This window comes from Verrucosispora sp. WMMD703 (assembly GCF_049178935.1).
GTDB lineage: Bacteria > Actinomycetota > Actinomycetes > Mycobacteriales > Micromonosporaceae > Micromonospora > Micromonospora sediminimaris.
In genome coordinates this window covers 6,063,456-6,079,033 of record NZ_JBMHMM010000004.1, presented here as the reverse complement: position 1 = coordinate 6,079,033, position 15,578 = coordinate 6,063,456, and the positions used below count along the sequence as shown (strand labels likewise).

Genomic DNA, 15,578 nt, shown 5'->3' with positions numbered 1-15,578 from the left:
GCGGAGGAGTCGTGGGTCTGTGGATCTAAAGGTGTTTCCGGCCTGACCTGCCGGGCGTTGTGCCTGGTGAGGAGGGTGCCGTGATGACCGCGACACTGAACGACCAGACCGGACGGAAGAAGCGGCCCGAGCCGTCGGCGGAGGCGAAAGCCGCCGCTGAGCTGGTTCGGGCCGCGAAGGAGCAGGGCTTGTCGTTGACGGGTCCGGACGGGCTGTTGAAGCAGTTGACCAAGACGGTCCTGGAGACCGCGTTGAACGAGGAGATGACGGAGCATCTCGGTTATGCCAAACACGAACCCGACGGCGCCGGCTCGGGCAACATCCGCAACGGCACTCGGTCGAAGACGGTGTTGACCGACGCGTCGGGACCGGTGCAGATCGACGTGCCGCGGGACCGGGCGGGCACGTTCACCCCGCAGATCGTGCGCAAGCGGCAGCGTCGCCTGTCGGGCGTCGATGAGGTGGTGTTGTCGTTGTATGCCAAGGGTTTGACCACCGGGGAGATCTCGGCGCACTTCACCGAGATTTACGGGGCTTCGGTGTCCAAGGAGACGATCTCGCGGATCACCGACAAGGTGATCGAGGAGATGACCGACTGGTCCCACCGGCCCCTGGACGAGATCTACGCGGCGGTGTTCATCGACGCCATCGTGGTGAAGGTGCGGGATGGGCAGGTGGCGAACAGGCCGTTCTATGCCGCGATCGGGGTCACCCTCGACGGGGACAAGGACATCCTCGGGTTGTGGGCCGGCTCGGGTGGTGAGGGCGCGAAGTTCTGGATGAGCGTGCTCACCGACCTGCGCAACCGGGGCGTGAAGGACGTGTTCTTCCTGGTCTGCGACGGGTTGAAGGGCCTGCCCGATGTCGTCACGAACGTGTGGCCGCAGACGATCGTGCAGACGTGCGTGATCCACCTGATCCGCAACACCTTCCGGCTCACCTCGCGGCGCTACTGGGATGAGCTGAAGCGCGATATCAAGCCGATCTACACCGCCGTCAACGCCACCGCCGCGAGGGCCGCGTTCGACGACCTGGCCGAGAAATGGGGCGGCCGGTATCCGGCGGTGATCCGGCTGTGGGACAACGCGTGGGCGGAGTTCATCCCGTTCCTCGACTACGACCTGGAGATCCGCACCGTCATCTGCTCGACCAACGCGATCGAATCGTTGAACGCCCGCTACCGGCGGGCGGTCAAGGCCCGCGGCCACTTCCCCAACGAGCAGGCCGCGTTGAAGTGTCTGTACCTGGTGACCCGATCCCTGGACCCCACCGGGGCAGGCAGAACCCGATGGACGATGCGCTGGAAACCCGCCCTGAACGCCTTCGCCATCACCTTCAGCGACCGCTTCCCAGCCGCTGAAACCTACTAACCAAGATCGCCGGAAACACCCTTAGCGAGACAGGCCCGTAGTCGTCGGCGGATGGCGCGTTGAGGACTCGGCCTTGCTCAGCTGCTGGTCAGAGAGGGTTGCGTGGGTTGAAGCAGAGCAAAGGGCGTGGAGGTGCTAGTAGGAAGGTCGGAGGGAGGAACCCTTTCGGTCACTCAAGGTGATCGTCGCTCACGGTGGCGGTCGTCTGCCTGGTGCGGGGTCAGTGGATGCCGCGGGGCTTGATATCCACAGGTTTTTCCACAGGGGTTGCTGCCCTGGTTCGTGCAGCGGCAAGGTCGGGGCATGTCCACCGTCTTCGAGCCGCCGGACCTCGGCCCCACCGTCGGTCCCTTTCCCATCGCCGGTCTGGTGCGGCGTGCCCGTCGGATCGTCGGGCTCAGCCAGTTGCGGATGGCCCGGTTCGCCAAGGTCTCCCCGTCGACCGTCGCGCGGGTCGAGGCGGGCAGCCTGACACCGAGCCTGGCGGTGCTGGAGCGGCTGCTGGCTGCGGCCGGGCTATACCTCGTGGCCGTCGACCAGGAGGGGCGGGTCGTGCTGCCGATGGAGGTCTGGGACGACACCCGGGACGGAGCCGATCGCCGCTACCCGGCTCACCTGAACACCATTCTCGATCCGGAACCGGGTGAATGGTGGGCGGACATCTACGGGCTGGCCCGACCGCCGGAGACCTACCACCGTTCCCGGGCCGATCGGGAGGCGCGGCGACGCCGCAGTCAGTGGGAGGTGCGGGTGGCCAGATACCGGAACGTGCCGCCTCCGCCCGACCCACGGGCCTGGTACCGGGACTGACCGCCGGAGGGCCGCCTGGTCAGCGCGTGGTGTCGATCCGGTGGACCAGCTCGGCGACGTCGATGCTGTATTCGCACCAGTCCCGGTCGGTGCGGTAACCCAACTCGGCGTTGACCTTGAGCATGGCCTCGTTGGCCTGCGCGTTCCAGGTCTGCACCTCGGTCAGCTGCGGCTCGGCCGAACGCAGCTCCAACAGCATCCGAGCCTTGATCGCGCGGTCGATGCCGTAGCCCTGGTGATCCTGCACCACGATCGTGTCGTACTGGTCGGCGCGGGTCGGATGCTGAGCCGGCACGACCACCTCGGTCAGGCCGGCCACCTCACCGGTCTGCTCGTGCAGCGCGAGCACGATGTACGGCTTCATGCCCCGTCGGTGCAGGCAGTCGAGGCTGTCCCGGAGCCGCTGCGGATCGTACGAACTGGGCCGTAGCTCGCCGTCCTCGATGTCCCGGATCTCGGCCTTGGCCCGCGCGTACGCCTCGATCAGTTCGTCCGGCGGGCCGCCGGGGTGGAACTGGACCTGGTAGCCCGCACCGAGCCCGGTCGACATCTCCGCCAACTCGGCCCAGTCGACGCTGGAGAGGTCCAGGACGCTTCGGGTCTCGACGTACTCCCGGCTGAAGCCGAGCGATTCGTAGAAGGCGACGGCAGGAGTGTCGCCGACCACCTCCACCCCGATCGACTCGAAGCCCTCCTGGTAGACGCGACGGGCCGCGCGCAGGACGAGATCACGGCCCAACCCGCTGCGCCGTGCGCTCGGGTGGACCAGGACCTCAAGCACGCCGATGTTGCCGAGCAGCAGCACGTGCACCTGCCCGAGGATGGCCCCCGGGCTGCCGTCAGCAGCTGGATCCTCCTCGGCGATCCAGGAGATCCGCCGTTCGCCCGGCATCACCTCGGCGAGGTACTCCCGCAGGGAACTCTCCCGCCACGGCGGATCCTGCGGGAGATCGGCCGCCAGGACCGCGTTCAGCGTGTCCAGCAGCGACGCGATCTCGGCGGACGACGCGGTCCTGGGGTCCCACTCGCGCACCATCACCCGTCTAGCTTGCCGTTAACCGCAGCCGGGGGGAAGTGTCCAGTTCTCCAATGTATGCGGACGATCACTTCACGTGCGACTGGCCTGTCCGTACCGGTTGGCGGCGTCGAAGACATCCTGGGCGTACCTTCGGACGTCGTTGTACGACAGAATCGCGTTCCACCAGTCACCCGGAATGGTGAGGTTCCGACCGCCCTTGCACAGGTACATGCCGGCGGCGAGCGCGGCGTCGTGGATGTTGTGCGGGTCCTTGCGGCCGTCGTTGTCCGCGTCGGCGCCGATCTCCGCCCAGGTGGTCGGAATGAACTGCATCGGCCCGATCGCCCGGTCGTAGGTGGTGTCGCGGTCCAACTCGCCCCGGTCGGTGTCGGCGATGCGCATCCGGTTGCCCTGACCGTCCAGCGGCAGACCGATGATCTCCGGGACCGCCCGGCCGTCCGCGCCGAGCTGGGCGTTGTTGGCCTGGCCGTGGCGGGACTCGACCAGACCGATCGCGGCCAACGTGGTCCAGCTCAGGCCGCAGGCGCGATCGGTCTCGGCAAGCACCAGCTCGGCGTAGCCGTACGCCTGCATGGCGATCGGGTCGATGCCGACCTTGGCGCCCGTGTCGCGGGCCCAGCCGGCCAGGGCGTCGGACGGGCGTCCACCGGCCGGCGCGGCGGCGCCCGGCGGGGTCACGCCCGGCGGAAGGGTAGCGGTGGGTGGCGGGAACTGCCCCGGCGGCGGCACCGCGCCGGACGGCGGCAGGTCGCTGGGCAGCGCGTCGGGCACCTCGGCGGTGGCGTCGACCGCCACCGGACGCGGGGCGCCGAGGGTGGCCGGCACGAGCAGTGCGCCGGCCGTGGCGGTCGCAGCGATCAAGGCCAGCAGGAACACGCCGGGCAGGGTCAGCCGGCCACTCGGCCGGCGCGACCAGTCGCGGGTCGCCCGGGCCGCGACCCGCGGCCCCGGCAGACGTACGGCGTGCACGAAGCGCACCCGGCGACGCCGGGCTGCCGGTGCGCCGGAGTCCGGAGTGGACTGCTCGACAGTGGTCTTCGGCGTCGATCCGGGAGCCGCAGCGCCGGTCGAGGCGCCTGCGGCGCTGTCGATGGCCGCTGCTGGGTCCGACTCGGTGGTTGGTGAGTCCAATGCCGCGTCGTCGGCCGGCTTGCCGGAACTCAGCCAGGGTCGGCGGGGCCGGGGCAGCCTGGTCGCCGGCCCGTCCGGGCCGGCACCGGAGTCGGCGCGCGGCGTGGCCGGTCGGAGGGGTCGAAGGGTGCTGCGCTCTTCGCCGTCTGCCACCCGTCGAGTATCACCCATGTCCCCGCCGACGTCAGGTCCGGTCGTAGGCTGATGGCATGCCCCGGTACGAGTTCCGTTGCCGCGCCTGCGGCGCCACCTTCGAGGTCAACCGTCCGATGGCGCAGGCCGGTGAGCCGGCGCCCTGCCCGCAGGGGCACGCCGACACGGTGAAACTGCTCTCCACGGTCGCGGTCACCGGTCGCGGCGGTGGCGGCTCCGGTGCCGCGTCCGCTGCCGGCGGCGGCGGTTGCTGTGGTGGCGGCTGCGGCTGCTGACCGCGCCGGCAATCTTCGTGGATGGGTGGTACGGGTGATGCCGGCCTTGCCCGGATGCCGGGTCCGATGGCACCTTGGGTCGGAGTCTTGGCCGGCCGTTCTCACGATGCGTGATGATCTGGTCTCGGGAAGTATGGTGCCGAGACCAGGGGGGAGGTTCCACGCATGCCGCCACGGATCCACCTCCCGACCGGCTGGGTGACCTTCGTTTTCACCGACATCGAGGGCTCCACCCGGCTGGCGCAGCTGCTCGGGTCGGGCTATCGGCCGGTGCTGGCCGAGCATCGACGGCTGCTCCGCCGCACGATCGCGGCGACCGAGGGCGCGGAGTTGCTGACCGAGGGCGACTCGTTCTTTCTCGCCTTCGATGACGCCGGAGCGGCGTTGACCGCCTGTCTGACCGCCCAGCGGGCGCTCGGTGAACACGACTGGCCGACCCCCGAGGCGGCCCCCCGGGTCCGGATGGGACTGCACACCGGTTGGGCGGAGCCACGCGACGGCGAGTACGCCAGTCCCGAGGTGCACCGGGCGGCCCGCGTCGCCGCGGCGGCGCACGGTGGGCAGATCCTCTGCTCCGGTGCCACGGCGCGGCGGGCCCGTCCACTGCCGGCCGGCGCCTCGCTACTAGACCTCGGGCTGCACCGGCTACGCGGCTTCGATGACCGGGAACGGCTCTTCCAGCTCGTCGCACCCGGCCTGGAACGGCAGTTTCCGCGACCGCGCACCGCCGACGCGGTGGCGCACAACCTGCCGATCCAGGTCACCACGTTCGTCGGCCGGCAGACCGAACGCGCCGAGCTGAGGCGACTCGTGGCCCGACACCGGCTGGTCACCGTGCTGGGCGCGGGTGGCAGCGGGAAGACGCGGCTGGCCGTGGAGTTCGCCACCGACCTGGTGGACGAGTACCCGGACGGCGTCTGGTTCGTCGACATCGCCGCGGTCACCGATCCCGGGCTGGTCGCCTTCGCGGTCGCCGCCGTGCTCGGGCTGCGTCCGGAGCCGGGCCGCCCGATGGTCGACACGCTTGTGGAGTACGCCGCTGCCCGCCGGATGCTGATCGTGCTCGACACCTGCGACGCCCAGCCGGCGTCCTGTGCCGAGGCGGTGTCCCGGTTGCTGGCCGGTGGCGGTGGCGTGCGGGTGCTGGCGACGACCCGGGAACCGCTCGGGCTGCCGGGCGAGGTGGTGTGGCGAATCCCGCCGTTGTCCGTCGACCCGGCACCCGACGGCACCGAGAGCGACGCGGTGGCGCTGCTGCTGGACCGTACGGCGGCGGCCCGAGGCGGACGGCAGCCCGACCCGTCCGAGTCGGCCGACATCCGCCGGGTGGTGCGCCGCCTGGACGGGTTGCCGCTCGCCATCGAGCTGGCCGCGGCCCGGCTGCGGGTGCTCTCGGTCGGTCAGCTCGCCGAGCGTCTCGACGACGTGCTCGGCACGCTCGACGCCGGCCGCGAGGATCCGCTGCCGGCACCGGCCGATCGGGGCAACACCGGCAACCAGCGGGACACGGTCGACCTGGCCGCGGCGGCCACCGGCGTCAACCCCTCGGCCCCGGCGACCCGAGCGGCGGCCCGCTCGGCTGTCGAACGGCACCTGACCATGCAGGCGACGGTGACCTGGTCCTACCGGACCCTCGGGCCACGGGCTGCGCGACTGTTGCGCTGGCTGGCCGTCTTCGCCGGCCCGGTCGACCTGCCGACGGTGGAGTGGCTGCTCGACGACGACCCGCTCGACCCGTTGTCGGTGCTTGTCGACAAGTCCATGGTGCTGGCGGAGCCGCATGCGGCCGGCTGCACCTACCGGATGCTCGACCCGATCCGGGCGTACGCGGCACGCCGGCTCGCCGAAGCCGGCGAGGAACAGGCGGCCCGTGACCGGCATGTGGCCTGGTCGGCGCACGCCCTGGAGCGAGCACACCTCGGCCCGGACGGGCAGCCGGTGACGCTGTCGCTGTACGCGCTGGATCCACTCGCCGGTGAGCTGCGTGCCGCGCTGCGCTGGTGCGCCACGGGTGGCAGTGCCCGGATCGGACTGCGGCTGGCTGGCGGGCTGGACCAGTGGTGGCGTGAGCGCGGACTGGCCCGGGAAGGCCGGCTCTGGCTGTTCCGGCTCTACGGCCGCCTGGCCGAGACCGGCGAGGTGATCCCGGAGGACGAGCTGGCGGCGGCCTACCACATGCATTCGCTGCACGCCGGTGGCGACGGCGAGTTCGGCGAGGAGCTGCGCTACTCGCAGCGGGCCGAGGCGGCGGCCCGCCAGGCCGGGGACGCCGGTCTGCTGGCCCGGGTGCTCGCCGGCCGCGCCGCCCCGCTCGTCGACATGGGACAGTTCGCCGAGGCGGAGCGGGTCTGCCGGGAGGTCATCGACTGGGCGCAGGACCAGGGGGTCGAGTCGGAGGCGTTGTTCGCCGTCTTCCGCCTGGCCGAGTTGCTGTGGCGGCGGGGCGCACTGGGCGAGGCGGCGGAGCTGCTCGGTGCGGCTCGTCCGGTGGAGGCGTCCCGCCCGGTCGACCGGGGACGCCGCTCGGTGGACATGCTGCTCGGCATGGTCGCGCTGGCGCGGGGTGACCTGGTGGCCGCGCACGAGCACCTGCTGGTGGCGCTGCGGTCGCGGATGAATCACGGCTTCCACGGGCGGGCCTGCGACACATTGAACGCGGTCGCGGTGCGTTGCGCGGTCGGTGGCCAGCCGCTGACCGGGGCTCGGCTCTTCGGTGCCGCCCAGGCGACCCGGGCGGGTCTGCGGTCGACGCCGGGCATCTTCGAGGCGTACTGGACGGAGCGGCAGGCGGCGCTGCGGCGGATGTTGGGCGACACGGCCTTCGACGAGGCGTACGGCGAGGGTGCCGAACTGGGGCTGGATGAGGCGGTCGCGTTGGCGCTCGGTGTCGAGCATCCCGACCTGGCGGCCGATTCGGGGCGGTTCGCCTCGGGGGCGGGTCGCTCCGCTCCACCTCGGCCCAGCGCTGTCGACCGGCACACCGAGCACGCCTGAGACCGTCGGGAATCCGCGCGCGGTTTCCCGACGGTCCCTGAGCGGCGGGACGCCCGACCACGGTTGCTGCCGGGCCGTTCGTCACTGTTCGTCAGGCGCGAGCGCGGCGCTCGGCGTCGGCCTTCATCCGGGCGGCCCGGTCGATGTCGGACTGCTGGACGGCGGCTACCGAGCCGAAGATGGCGACGGCCTGGTAGTAGGTCCACGCCAGGCTCAGGCAGGCCGGCCGGACGACGGAGTTGTAGGTGGCGCAGGACCGCTTCAGATCCGCGTAGAAGGCGCTGTCGAGGCGCGGCTTGGTGGCACTGAACTGGCCGACCGCCTTGTAGTTGCGGTAGCCGAAGTCGTGGCGGGCGCAGGAGAGGCTGAACTTGAATCCGAGCGGGTTGTCCGGGCTGGACGAGCAGTAGTCGGTGGACCAGTCGAAGTTGTACTCGGCCCAGGGCGCGCGGTTCTGGCGGGCGGAGTACCAGGCGTTGTAGCTGCTGGCGCTGGTCTGGGTCCAGCTGGACAGGACCGACAGCTTCTGCTGTGGAGTGACGGCCGCCGTGGCGGGGGAGGCCACGGCGAAGGCGGTGAGCAGCGCGAGTACGCCGGAGGTGAGGATGGTGGCGAAACGTCTGGGCATGGTCGTACCTCCGCGGGGGTGTGCGGTGGGGCCAGTTGTTACCGGCGAGTCACCGGGGTTAGATCAGTGTCGATCGATGACGCGGCCTGCCGGTGTTACCCGCGAGAAATATTGGTGACCTGTGCCGAAACAGACGAATGTCCTGGACACCGCCGGTGTCCAGGACATTCGTCGAGCGGACCTGCCTAGTCGAAGAAGCGGGCCAGGTGGGTGGCGGTAGGGCCGTCGTCCTCCGGTCCCAGCGGAGTGAGGTCGGCGAAGATGGACGCACCATCGCTGCCGGCGTGCAGGGGGTACCAGCGCGGCGTGCCCGGGGGGCGCATGACGCAGATGCCCTTGACCGTCTGCACGTCCAGCAGCCGCACGTGGGTCGGGTCGGCAACCGCGTTCACATGACCCCACCAGGGGCTCATCACGTGCAGCACACCCCCTGGGCGGAGCACCCGGTGACACTCGTCCAGCAGCGGCAGAAAGTCGATCAGGTGCTCCAGGATGTGTACCGCGAACAGCACGTCGACCGAGTCGTCGGCCAGTGGCAGGGAGCCGGAGAGATCGGCGACCGCGTCCACTCCGGGGGCGGGGAAGATGTCCAGGCCGAGATTGCCGGGCCACTGCTTGGTGGCGCCACAGCCCAGGTCGACCACCACCGGGTCGCGTCCGCCGACCCGTACCCGGCACCAGACGCCGAAGACGCCGGCCAGCCGGCCGACCTGCTCGCGTACCAGTCGCAGCTGTGCCGGCTCGTCGACCTCGCCGGTCAGGTGGGCGACGCCCCGGTCGAAACGGACCTCGACACCGAGCGGGCGCAATCGCTCGTCGTGGCGGACCTGGTCCAGCCACGCCTCGGTGAGGAACCCGTCCATCGCCCGCAGCCGCTCGGCGGAGGACGGGGTGTGTGCCAACGCGACCATACCGGCCACCTCCGGCCGGCCCGTTACCCGGATAGTTGCCCGGTATGCGCCGGTTGTCCCGGAAATCTGCGCCAGGTCAACGCGCGATGGGCCGTCGAGGACGTCCGGTACGCATCCGCTGCCGCGGTGCGGCCGCCGTCCGGGGCCGCTTCAGGTGATAGCGGTGCAACTCGTTGTTCCCGGGCAGGGACGGGTCCTCGCTCATCGCGACCAACTCCCAGCCCTGGTCGCCGGCCCGGTTGAGATGAGCCAGCGCGGTGTCGCCGTACGGCGTGACGTCGATCATCGAACCGTCGGGGCCGTACCAGGAGAAGATGACCTCGAAGCCGAGGTCGTTGGTGGCGGCCTGGCGGCGGCGCACCAGTAGGGCGTACTCCCACCTGAGCATGGGGTCATTGTCGCCCCACCGTCCGGATTCCGCCGGATCAAAACTCGGTGATCCGCCCGGCGTCCACCCGCAACCGCCGGTCGAGGCGTACCGCCTCCAGCATCCGCCGGTCATGGGTCACCAGCAGCAGCGTGCCCGGGAAGCTGGCCAGCGCGGACTCCAGTTGCTCGATCGCCGGCAGATCGAGGTGGTTCGTCGGCTCGTCCAGCACCAGCAGATTGACGCCGCGCCCCTGCAACAGGGCCAACGCGGCCCGGGTCCGTTCGCCCGGGGAGAGCGTCGCGGCCGGTCGCAGCACGTGCTGCGCGCGCAGGCCGAACTTGGCCAGCAGCGTACGCGCGTCGGCCGGAGACACGTCCGGCACCGCGGCCCGGAACGCGTCAAGCAGCGGTACGTCACCCAGGAACAGTCCCCGGGCCTGGTCCACCTCGCCGACCACCACGCCCGGCCCCAGCGCGGCCTGGCCGGCGTCCAGCGGCAACCGGCCGAGCAGGGCGGCCAGCAGGGTCGACTTGCCGGAACCGTTCGCCCCGGTCACCGCCACCCGGTCCGCCCAGTCGATCTGGAGGTTCACCGGGCCGAGGGTGAAATCGCCCCGGCGTACCACGGCGTCGCGGAGCGTGGCCACGACGGCGCCGGCGCGCGGCGCGGCGGCGATCTCCATCCGCAGCTCCCACTCCTTGCGTGGCTCCTCCACCACCTCCAGACGTTCGATCAGCCGCTCGGTCTGCCGGGCCTTCGCCGCCTGCTTCTCGGACGCCTCGGACCGGAACTTGCGGCCGATCTTGTCGTTGTCGGTGGCCTTACGCCGGGCGTTGCGGACCCCCTTCTCCATCCAGGCCCGCTGGGTACGCGCCCGTGCCTGGAGTCCGGCCCGCGTGTCGGCGTACTCCTCGTAGTCGGCGCGCGCCTGGCGGCGGGCCACCTCCCGCTCCTCCAGGTACGCCGCGTAACCGCCGCCGAAGTGGTTCACCTGCTGCTGGTGCAGGTCCAACTCCAGCACCGAGGTCACCGTGCGGGCCAGGAACTCCCGGTCGTGACTGACCAGGACCGTGCCGGCGCGCAGCCCGGTCACGAAGGTCTCCAGCCGGTCCAGCCCGGCCAGGTCGAGATCGTTCGTGGGCTCGTCGAGCAGGAATATGTCGTACCGGCTGAGCAGCAGCGACGCCAGGCCGGCCCGGGCGGCCTGGCCGCCGGAGAGACTGGTCATCTCCTGGTCGAGATCGACGGCGAGGCCCAGCTCGGCCGCCACCTCCTCGGCCCGCTCGTCCAGGTCGGCGCCGCCGAGCCCGAGCCAGCTCTCCAGCGCGGCGGCGTACGCGTCGTCCGCGCCCGGGGTGCCGGCGGTCAGCGCCTCCGTCGCCGCGTCGAGCGCAGCTTGCGCCCCGGTCACGCCGGTGCGGCGGGCCAGGAACGCCCGGACCGTCTCCCCGGGGCGGCGCTCCGGCTCCTGGGGCAGGTGCCCGATGCTCGCGCCGGGCGGGCTCACCGCGACGCTGCCGGCCTCGACCGGCAACAGACCGGCGAGCGTACGCAGCAGCGTCGACTTGCCGGCCCCGTTGGCCCCGACCAGGCCGACCACGTCGCCGGGCGCGACCACGAGGTCCAGGCCGGCGAAGAGGGTGCGTTCCCCGTGCCCGGCGGCGAGGTCCCGGGCGATCAGCGTGGCGCTCACAAACAGCCGAGCCTACCCGTCGCCGCGCGGCGGACCCTGCGACGAGGCAGACTCACGTGCGTGTTGACCACTCTGGCGATCGACTGCGGGGGCGGCGGAATCAAGGCCTCCGTCCTCGACGGCGCGGGCACGATGCGGGCCCAGCCGATGCGGGTGCCGACGCCGTACCCCCTGCCGCCGGACCTGTTCGTCCGCACGCTCGTGGAACTCGGCGGTCGGTTGCCGGCGGCCGGGCGGGTGACGGTGGGGATGCCCGGCATGATCCGGCACGGCGTGGTGGTGGCCACCCCGCACTACGTGACCCGGTCGGGCCCGCGCAGCCGGATCGACCCGGCGCTGCTCGCCGAGTGGTCCGGGTTCGATGCCCGCAGCGCGCTCTCGGCCGCGTTCGGCCTGCCCGCGCTGGTCCTCAACGACGCCGAGGTGCACGGTGCCGGGGTGGTCGCCGGCACCGGCTGCGAACTGGTGCTGACCCTCGGCACCGGGCTGGGCAGCGCCCTCTTCGACGGCGGGGTGCTCGCCCCGCACCTCGAACTGTCACATGCCCCGGTGCGTTGGGGCACCACCTACGACACGTACGTCGGTGAGCCTGAGCGCCGCCGGCTGGGCGACGCCTTCTGGTCCCGACGGATCCGGCAGGTGGTGGAGGGGCTGCGTCCGGTGTTCCGCTGGGACCGGCTCTACCTGGGCGGCGGGAACTCGCGGCGGATCCGCCCCGAGCAGCTCACCCGGATGGGTGACGACGTGGTGGTGGTCCCGAACAGCGCCGGCATTGTCGGCGGCGTCCGCGCCTGGGACCTCGCCACCGTGTGAGGCGGGCAGGAAAAGCCACCGGGAACAGTCGCGGTACGGCCGGTGTTGTGCCAGCGTCGGAGCAGTGGTGCGACACGGAGGGGGTGGCGGCATGGATCTTCTGGCCGAGTACCGACGGGCGACCCTGTTCTTCGAGGCGGGCGACCCCAGCAGCGCGGCCCGGCTGCTCGAACCGATCATCGAGGCGGAGCCGGACAACGCCTCCGTGCGCCAGTTGCTGGCCCGGGCCTACTTCCAGTCGGCACAGCTCAACCGGGCCGAGGAGCAGCTGCGGGAACTGGTCGACCGCAACCCCAGCGACCACTACGCCCACCACGTGCTGGGCCGGACGCTGGAGCGGCTCAACCGCTACACCGACGCGCTGCGTCACCTGCGCATCGCGGCGGCCATGCACTCGTCCAACGACGACTACACGACCGCCCTGCGCCGGGTCGAGACCCGGGTCGGCGGTCGCTGATCCCGGACACGTGTCGAGAGGGCAGCCCGAGTGGGCTGCCCTCTCGACGTCCGGGGGGCCCGGCAGCCGGCGTGCCCACGATGGCCTGGCCGGCGCCCGGCGTGCCTACCATGAGCCGCATGACAGCCGACCGGACGGTGGACGTGGCATGAAGCTGAAGCTGGACCTGCACGACATCTTCAACAAGGGCCACGACATCGACCGGGCACTGCGCGGGATCATGGACGAGGCGGTGGCCAAGAAGGCCACCCTCGTCGAGATCATCCCGGGCAAGGGCTCCGGTCAGCTCAAGAAGCGGGTGCTGCGCTTCCTCGACCAGAAGGACGTCAAGCAGCTCTACCACCGGGTCGAGAAGGACTCCAAGAACTTCGGCCGCCTCTTCGTTCACTTCCGCTGGAAGTAGCTGCCCTACAGCGGGTAGGTGCGGGCGACGGCGAGCATCTCGGAGCTGTGCGAGCCGGCGACGCCGACGTCCGGTGGGCGGGGGCGGAAGCCGGGCAGCGTGTCGAGGCCGTCGCTGGCGTCCATCGCGCGCAACGCGATCCGGTCAGTCTTCGGCGTGACGGTAAGCGTGACCTCGATCCCGTCGGGCGGTGGGGCGTGGAAGACCACCCCGAATCCCCAGCGGCCGTCGCGGGTCTCCACCGGAACCGGGCGGCCGGCGACCTCGACCCGCCGCACGTCAGCGGTGTTCGTGTCGACGTGCAGGGTGGTCAGGCGTACCTGGCGCTGCGGAGTGAGCCGGAGCGTCAGTGTGCGTTCGCCTGCGGTGGTGGTGTCGGTCAGCACATCCAACCGGGGCGCGGGTAGGTCCGCCGGCTGTGCCGGGCCGCCGAGCAACTCGTCGCCGCCGATTCCGGGGAACTCGTCGGCGACCTCGACCGGGCCGTCCACGTACTCGTCGGTCCAGGGCTGCGGCTCGCTCTCGTGGCTGAGCCAGCGGGCCTGGCCGGTGCCGGCGTCCAGCGCGTACATCAGGTGGGTGGGTGCGGGGTGCGTGGCGTCGAACCGGTCGACGGCGAGGCCGATCCCGGCGAGGACCACCGCGGCCAGTGCGGCGGCCCCGGCCGGCAGGGCGCCGAGTCGGCGGGCCCGCAGCGCGATCATGCCCCGCTGACCGCCGGCCTGTGGATGCAGCAGGTCGATCACGGGCAGCGCGGCGAGACCGAGCAGCACCGCGAAGAGCGCCGCGACGCCGCCCATCGCCATGCCCAGCGCCGGGAAGAGCAGCACGACGGTGGGGAGCAGCAGGAGCACCGCGACCGCGGCCGCGACGGTCACCGCGATCACCGGTACCGGGCCGTCGAGCCGGGTGGCCAGCGCCACCAGTCCGCCGAGCGCCCCGGCCAGGGCGGGCAGGGTCGCCAGGTACGCCCCGCCGGGCGCCAGGAAGGCGAGCAGCACGCCGAGCAGCGCCAGCCAGCCGAGTCCGCCGATCGCCAGGGCGGCCGGGCCGATCCGGCGTCGGCTCAGCGCGTACCAGGCGAACACGACGGCGGCGGCGAGCGACAGTACGGCCAGCCGGTACCAGGTCGGCCGGTACGGGTCGAGTAGTTCGGCGTAGCCCGGCCGGAGCGCGACGATCGCCGCCCAGAGCAACTGGGCGCCCAGCGGGGCCACCACGATCGGCACCAGGGCCAGGCCGAAGCCGGCGGCCAGCCGACCGGTGGTGACCCGGTGCCGGCGTCGGGCCAGCCAGCCGAGCCCGACCACGCCGCCCAGCGCCAGCAGCGCCAACGGCAGCACCAGCCAGCCGGGGTAGCGGGCGAGCCCGCCGGGCACGGGGAAGTAGGTGGCGTCGTGACCGGCGCGCAGGTCGCCGAGGTCGATCCGGCCGAACTCCCGGGCGAGACCGAGGGTGTTGTCACCGTGGTGCTGGAGGCTGGCCTGGTCCATCGAGGCGGGGGTGTCCAACGGCGTGTGGTAGATCGCACCGCCATCCAGGTACGCCGAGTTCAGCCCGAGGAACCCCTCGTCGAGGAAGGCGGTGAAGTCGGTGTCGTTGGGCAACGCGCGGTACACCTCCACCGCGAACGAGGTGCCCACCGGGTGCGGTGCGGCCCGGCCGAAGACCTCGACCAGACGCGCGTTCTCCGGCGACGTCTCGAACATGATCACCGGGCCGGTTCGACCCCTCGCCTCCAGGTTGAGCACCACACCCTTGTCGGCGGCGAGCGGGTGCTCGGAGGCGAACGTCGAGGCTCCGCAGAGGCACGCCTCCTCGGCGTCGGTGAGCACGAAGACGACGTCGTTGCGGGGCGCTGGGCCGTCGGTCAGCGCACGGGCCACCTCCAGGATCGTCGCCACCCCTGCGGCGTCGTCGTTGCCGCCCGGCCCGGTCTGCACCGCGTCGTAGTGCGCGACCAGGAACACCGTGCCGGTGGGGGCGGTGCCGGGCAGCCGCGCCACCACGTTGCGGACCCGGGCCAGGGTGGCGCCGCCCGCCGCGCCGCTGAGCTGCCCGGCCTCCTCGGCGACGGTGTCCTGCACCTGCGTCTCCAACCCGAGGCCACGCAGCGCGCCTTCCAGGTAGCCGCGGACCTCCTCGTTGGCTGGGCTGCCTGCAACGTGTGGCCGCCCGGCGACCTGCGTCACGTGTGGGTACGCGCGCCCGGCGCTGAACTCGTCCGTCGGCGCGTCGGTCGGCCGAGGGGCCGGAGGACGCAGGTCGAGCAGCGCGCCCGCGCCGACGGCGACGAGCGCGACGAGTGCCGCCAGCGCGGCGAGGGGACGTCGACGCGGCCGGGTGAGGGCGCGGTCGGCGGCGGGGGTGGGGGGTGCGCCCACGGGTGGCTCCTTGCGAGGGGGGTCCTGGGGTGGACATCATCCTCCATGCCACCTGAGGGTGCCCCGTCGTGTTGTGTGCGAACGTTGTCTAATACAGGATCAGCAGGGCACTCGGAAGGAGCCCGACATCACCAGCGATCAGCCGCC

13 protein-coding genes and 1 pseudogene are annotated in these 15,578 nt (G+C 71.8%); 7 read left to right on the top strand and 7 right to left on the bottom strand.

Annotated elements, in window-relative coordinates:
* Nucleotides 1-83 precede the first annotated feature (83 nt).
* Together ACN26Z_RS28210 and ACN26Z_RS28205 are read left to right on the top strand one after the other, a co-directional pair.
* Entirely contained in the window at nt 84-1,370 is a 1,287-nt protein-coding gene (locus tag ACN26Z_RS28210; RefSeq protein WP_421460383.1) for an IS256 family transposase, read from the top strand.
* Between the two features lie 303 nt (nt 1,371-1,673).
* Nucleotides 1,674-2,180, top strand: coding sequence for a helix-turn-helix domain-containing protein (locus ACN26Z_RS28205; protein WP_421464138.1), 507 nt, complete (start codon nt 1,674-1,676; stop codon nt 2,178-2,180).
* A gap of 19 nt (nt 2,181-2,199) precedes the next feature.
* Here ACN26Z_RS28205 and ACN26Z_RS28200 read toward each other — a convergent pair whose 3' ends face one another.
* Together ACN26Z_RS28200 and ACN26Z_RS28195 are read right to left on the bottom strand one after the other, a co-directional pair.
* Entirely contained in the window at nt 2,200-3,216 is a 1,017-nt protein-coding gene (locus ACN26Z_RS28200; protein WP_093403488.1) for a GNAT family N-acetyltransferase, read from the bottom strand.
* A gap of 72 nt (nt 3,217-3,288) precedes the next feature.
* Entirely contained in the window at nt 3,289-4,503 is a 1,215-nt protein-coding gene (locus ACN26Z_RS28195; protein ID WP_421464136.1) for a lytic transglycosylase domain-containing protein, read from the bottom strand.
* A gap of 56 nt (nt 4,504-4,559) precedes the next feature.
* Here ACN26Z_RS28195 and ACN26Z_RS28190 point away from each other — a divergent pair, with 56 nt between their 5' ends.
* Nucleotides 4,560-4,778, top strand: coding sequence for a zinc ribbon domain-containing protein (locus ACN26Z_RS28190; protein WP_396884865.1), 219 nt, complete (start codon nt 4,560-4,562; stop codon nt 4,776-4,778).
* Nucleotides 4,779-4,943: 165 nt separating this feature from the next.
* Nucleotides 4,944-7,772, top strand: coding sequence for an ATP-binding protein (locus ACN26Z_RS28185; RefSeq protein WP_282236744.1), 2,829 nt, complete (start codon nt 4,944-4,946; stop codon nt 7,770-7,772).
* Between the two features lie 91 nt (nt 7,773-7,863).
* Here ACN26Z_RS28185 and ACN26Z_RS28180 read toward each other — a convergent pair whose 3' ends face one another.
* The 4 genes and pseudogenes from ACN26Z_RS28180 to ACN26Z_RS28165 form a co-directional block, all read right to left on the bottom strand.
* Nucleotides 7,864-8,400 (bottom strand): phospholipase, encoded by a 537-nt coding sequence (locus tag ACN26Z_RS28180; RefSeq protein WP_421464133.1) that lies wholly within the window; start codon nt 8,398-8,400, stop codon nt 7,864-7,866.
* Between the two features lie 185 nt (nt 8,401-8,585).
* Nucleotides 8,586-9,311: a methyltransferase domain-containing protein gene (locus ACN26Z_RS28175; RefSeq protein WP_093403496.1), complete on the bottom strand. Its 726-nt coding sequence runs from the start codon at nt 9,309-9,311 to the stop codon at nt 8,586-8,588.
* Between the two features lie 136 nt (nt 9,312-9,447).
* A pseudogene (locus ACN26Z_RS28170) lies at nt 9,448-9,699 on the bottom strand (hypothetical protein); the annotation flags it as partial.
* Between the two features lie 37 nt (nt 9,700-9,736).
* Complete coding sequence (locus ACN26Z_RS28165) at nt 9,737-11,374, bottom strand: ABC-F family ATP-binding cassette domain-containing protein (protein ID WP_282236747.1); 1,638 nt, start codon at nt 11,372-11,374, stop codon at nt 9,737-9,739.
* Nucleotides 11,375-11,434: 60 nt separating this feature from the next.
* On the opposite strand from ACN26Z_RS28165, the gene ACN26Z_RS28160 reads away from it, so the two are divergent.
* From ACN26Z_RS28160 to ACN26Z_RS28150, 3 genes are all read left to right on the top strand, one after another.
* The gene (locus tag ACN26Z_RS28160) at nt 11,435-12,187 is read left to right on the top strand and encodes an ROK family protein (protein ID WP_421464131.1); all 753 of its coding nucleotides are present in this window, start codon (nt 11,435-11,437) and stop codon (nt 12,185-12,187) included.
* 91 nt (nt 12,188-12,278) lie between these two features.
* Nucleotides 12,279-12,644 (top strand): tetratricopeptide repeat protein, encoded by a 366-nt coding sequence (locus tag ACN26Z_RS28155; protein ID WP_093403502.1) that lies wholly within the window; start codon nt 12,279-12,281, stop codon nt 12,642-12,644.
* 148 nt (nt 12,645-12,792) lie between these two features.
* Complete coding sequence (locus ACN26Z_RS28150) at nt 12,793-13,047, top strand: Smr/MutS family protein (RefSeq protein ID WP_013736060.1); 255 nt, start codon at nt 12,793-12,795, stop codon at nt 13,045-13,047.
* Nucleotides 13,048-13,052: 5 nt separating this feature from the next.
* On the opposite strand, the gene ACN26Z_RS28145 is transcribed toward ACN26Z_RS28150, so the two are convergent.
* The gene (locus ACN26Z_RS28145; protein ID WP_421464128.1) at nt 13,053-15,431 is read right to left on the bottom strand and encodes a M28 family peptidase; all 2,379 of its coding nucleotides are present in this window, start codon (nt 15,429-15,431) and stop codon (nt 13,053-13,055) included.
* Nucleotides 15,432-15,578 lie beyond the last annotated feature (147 nt).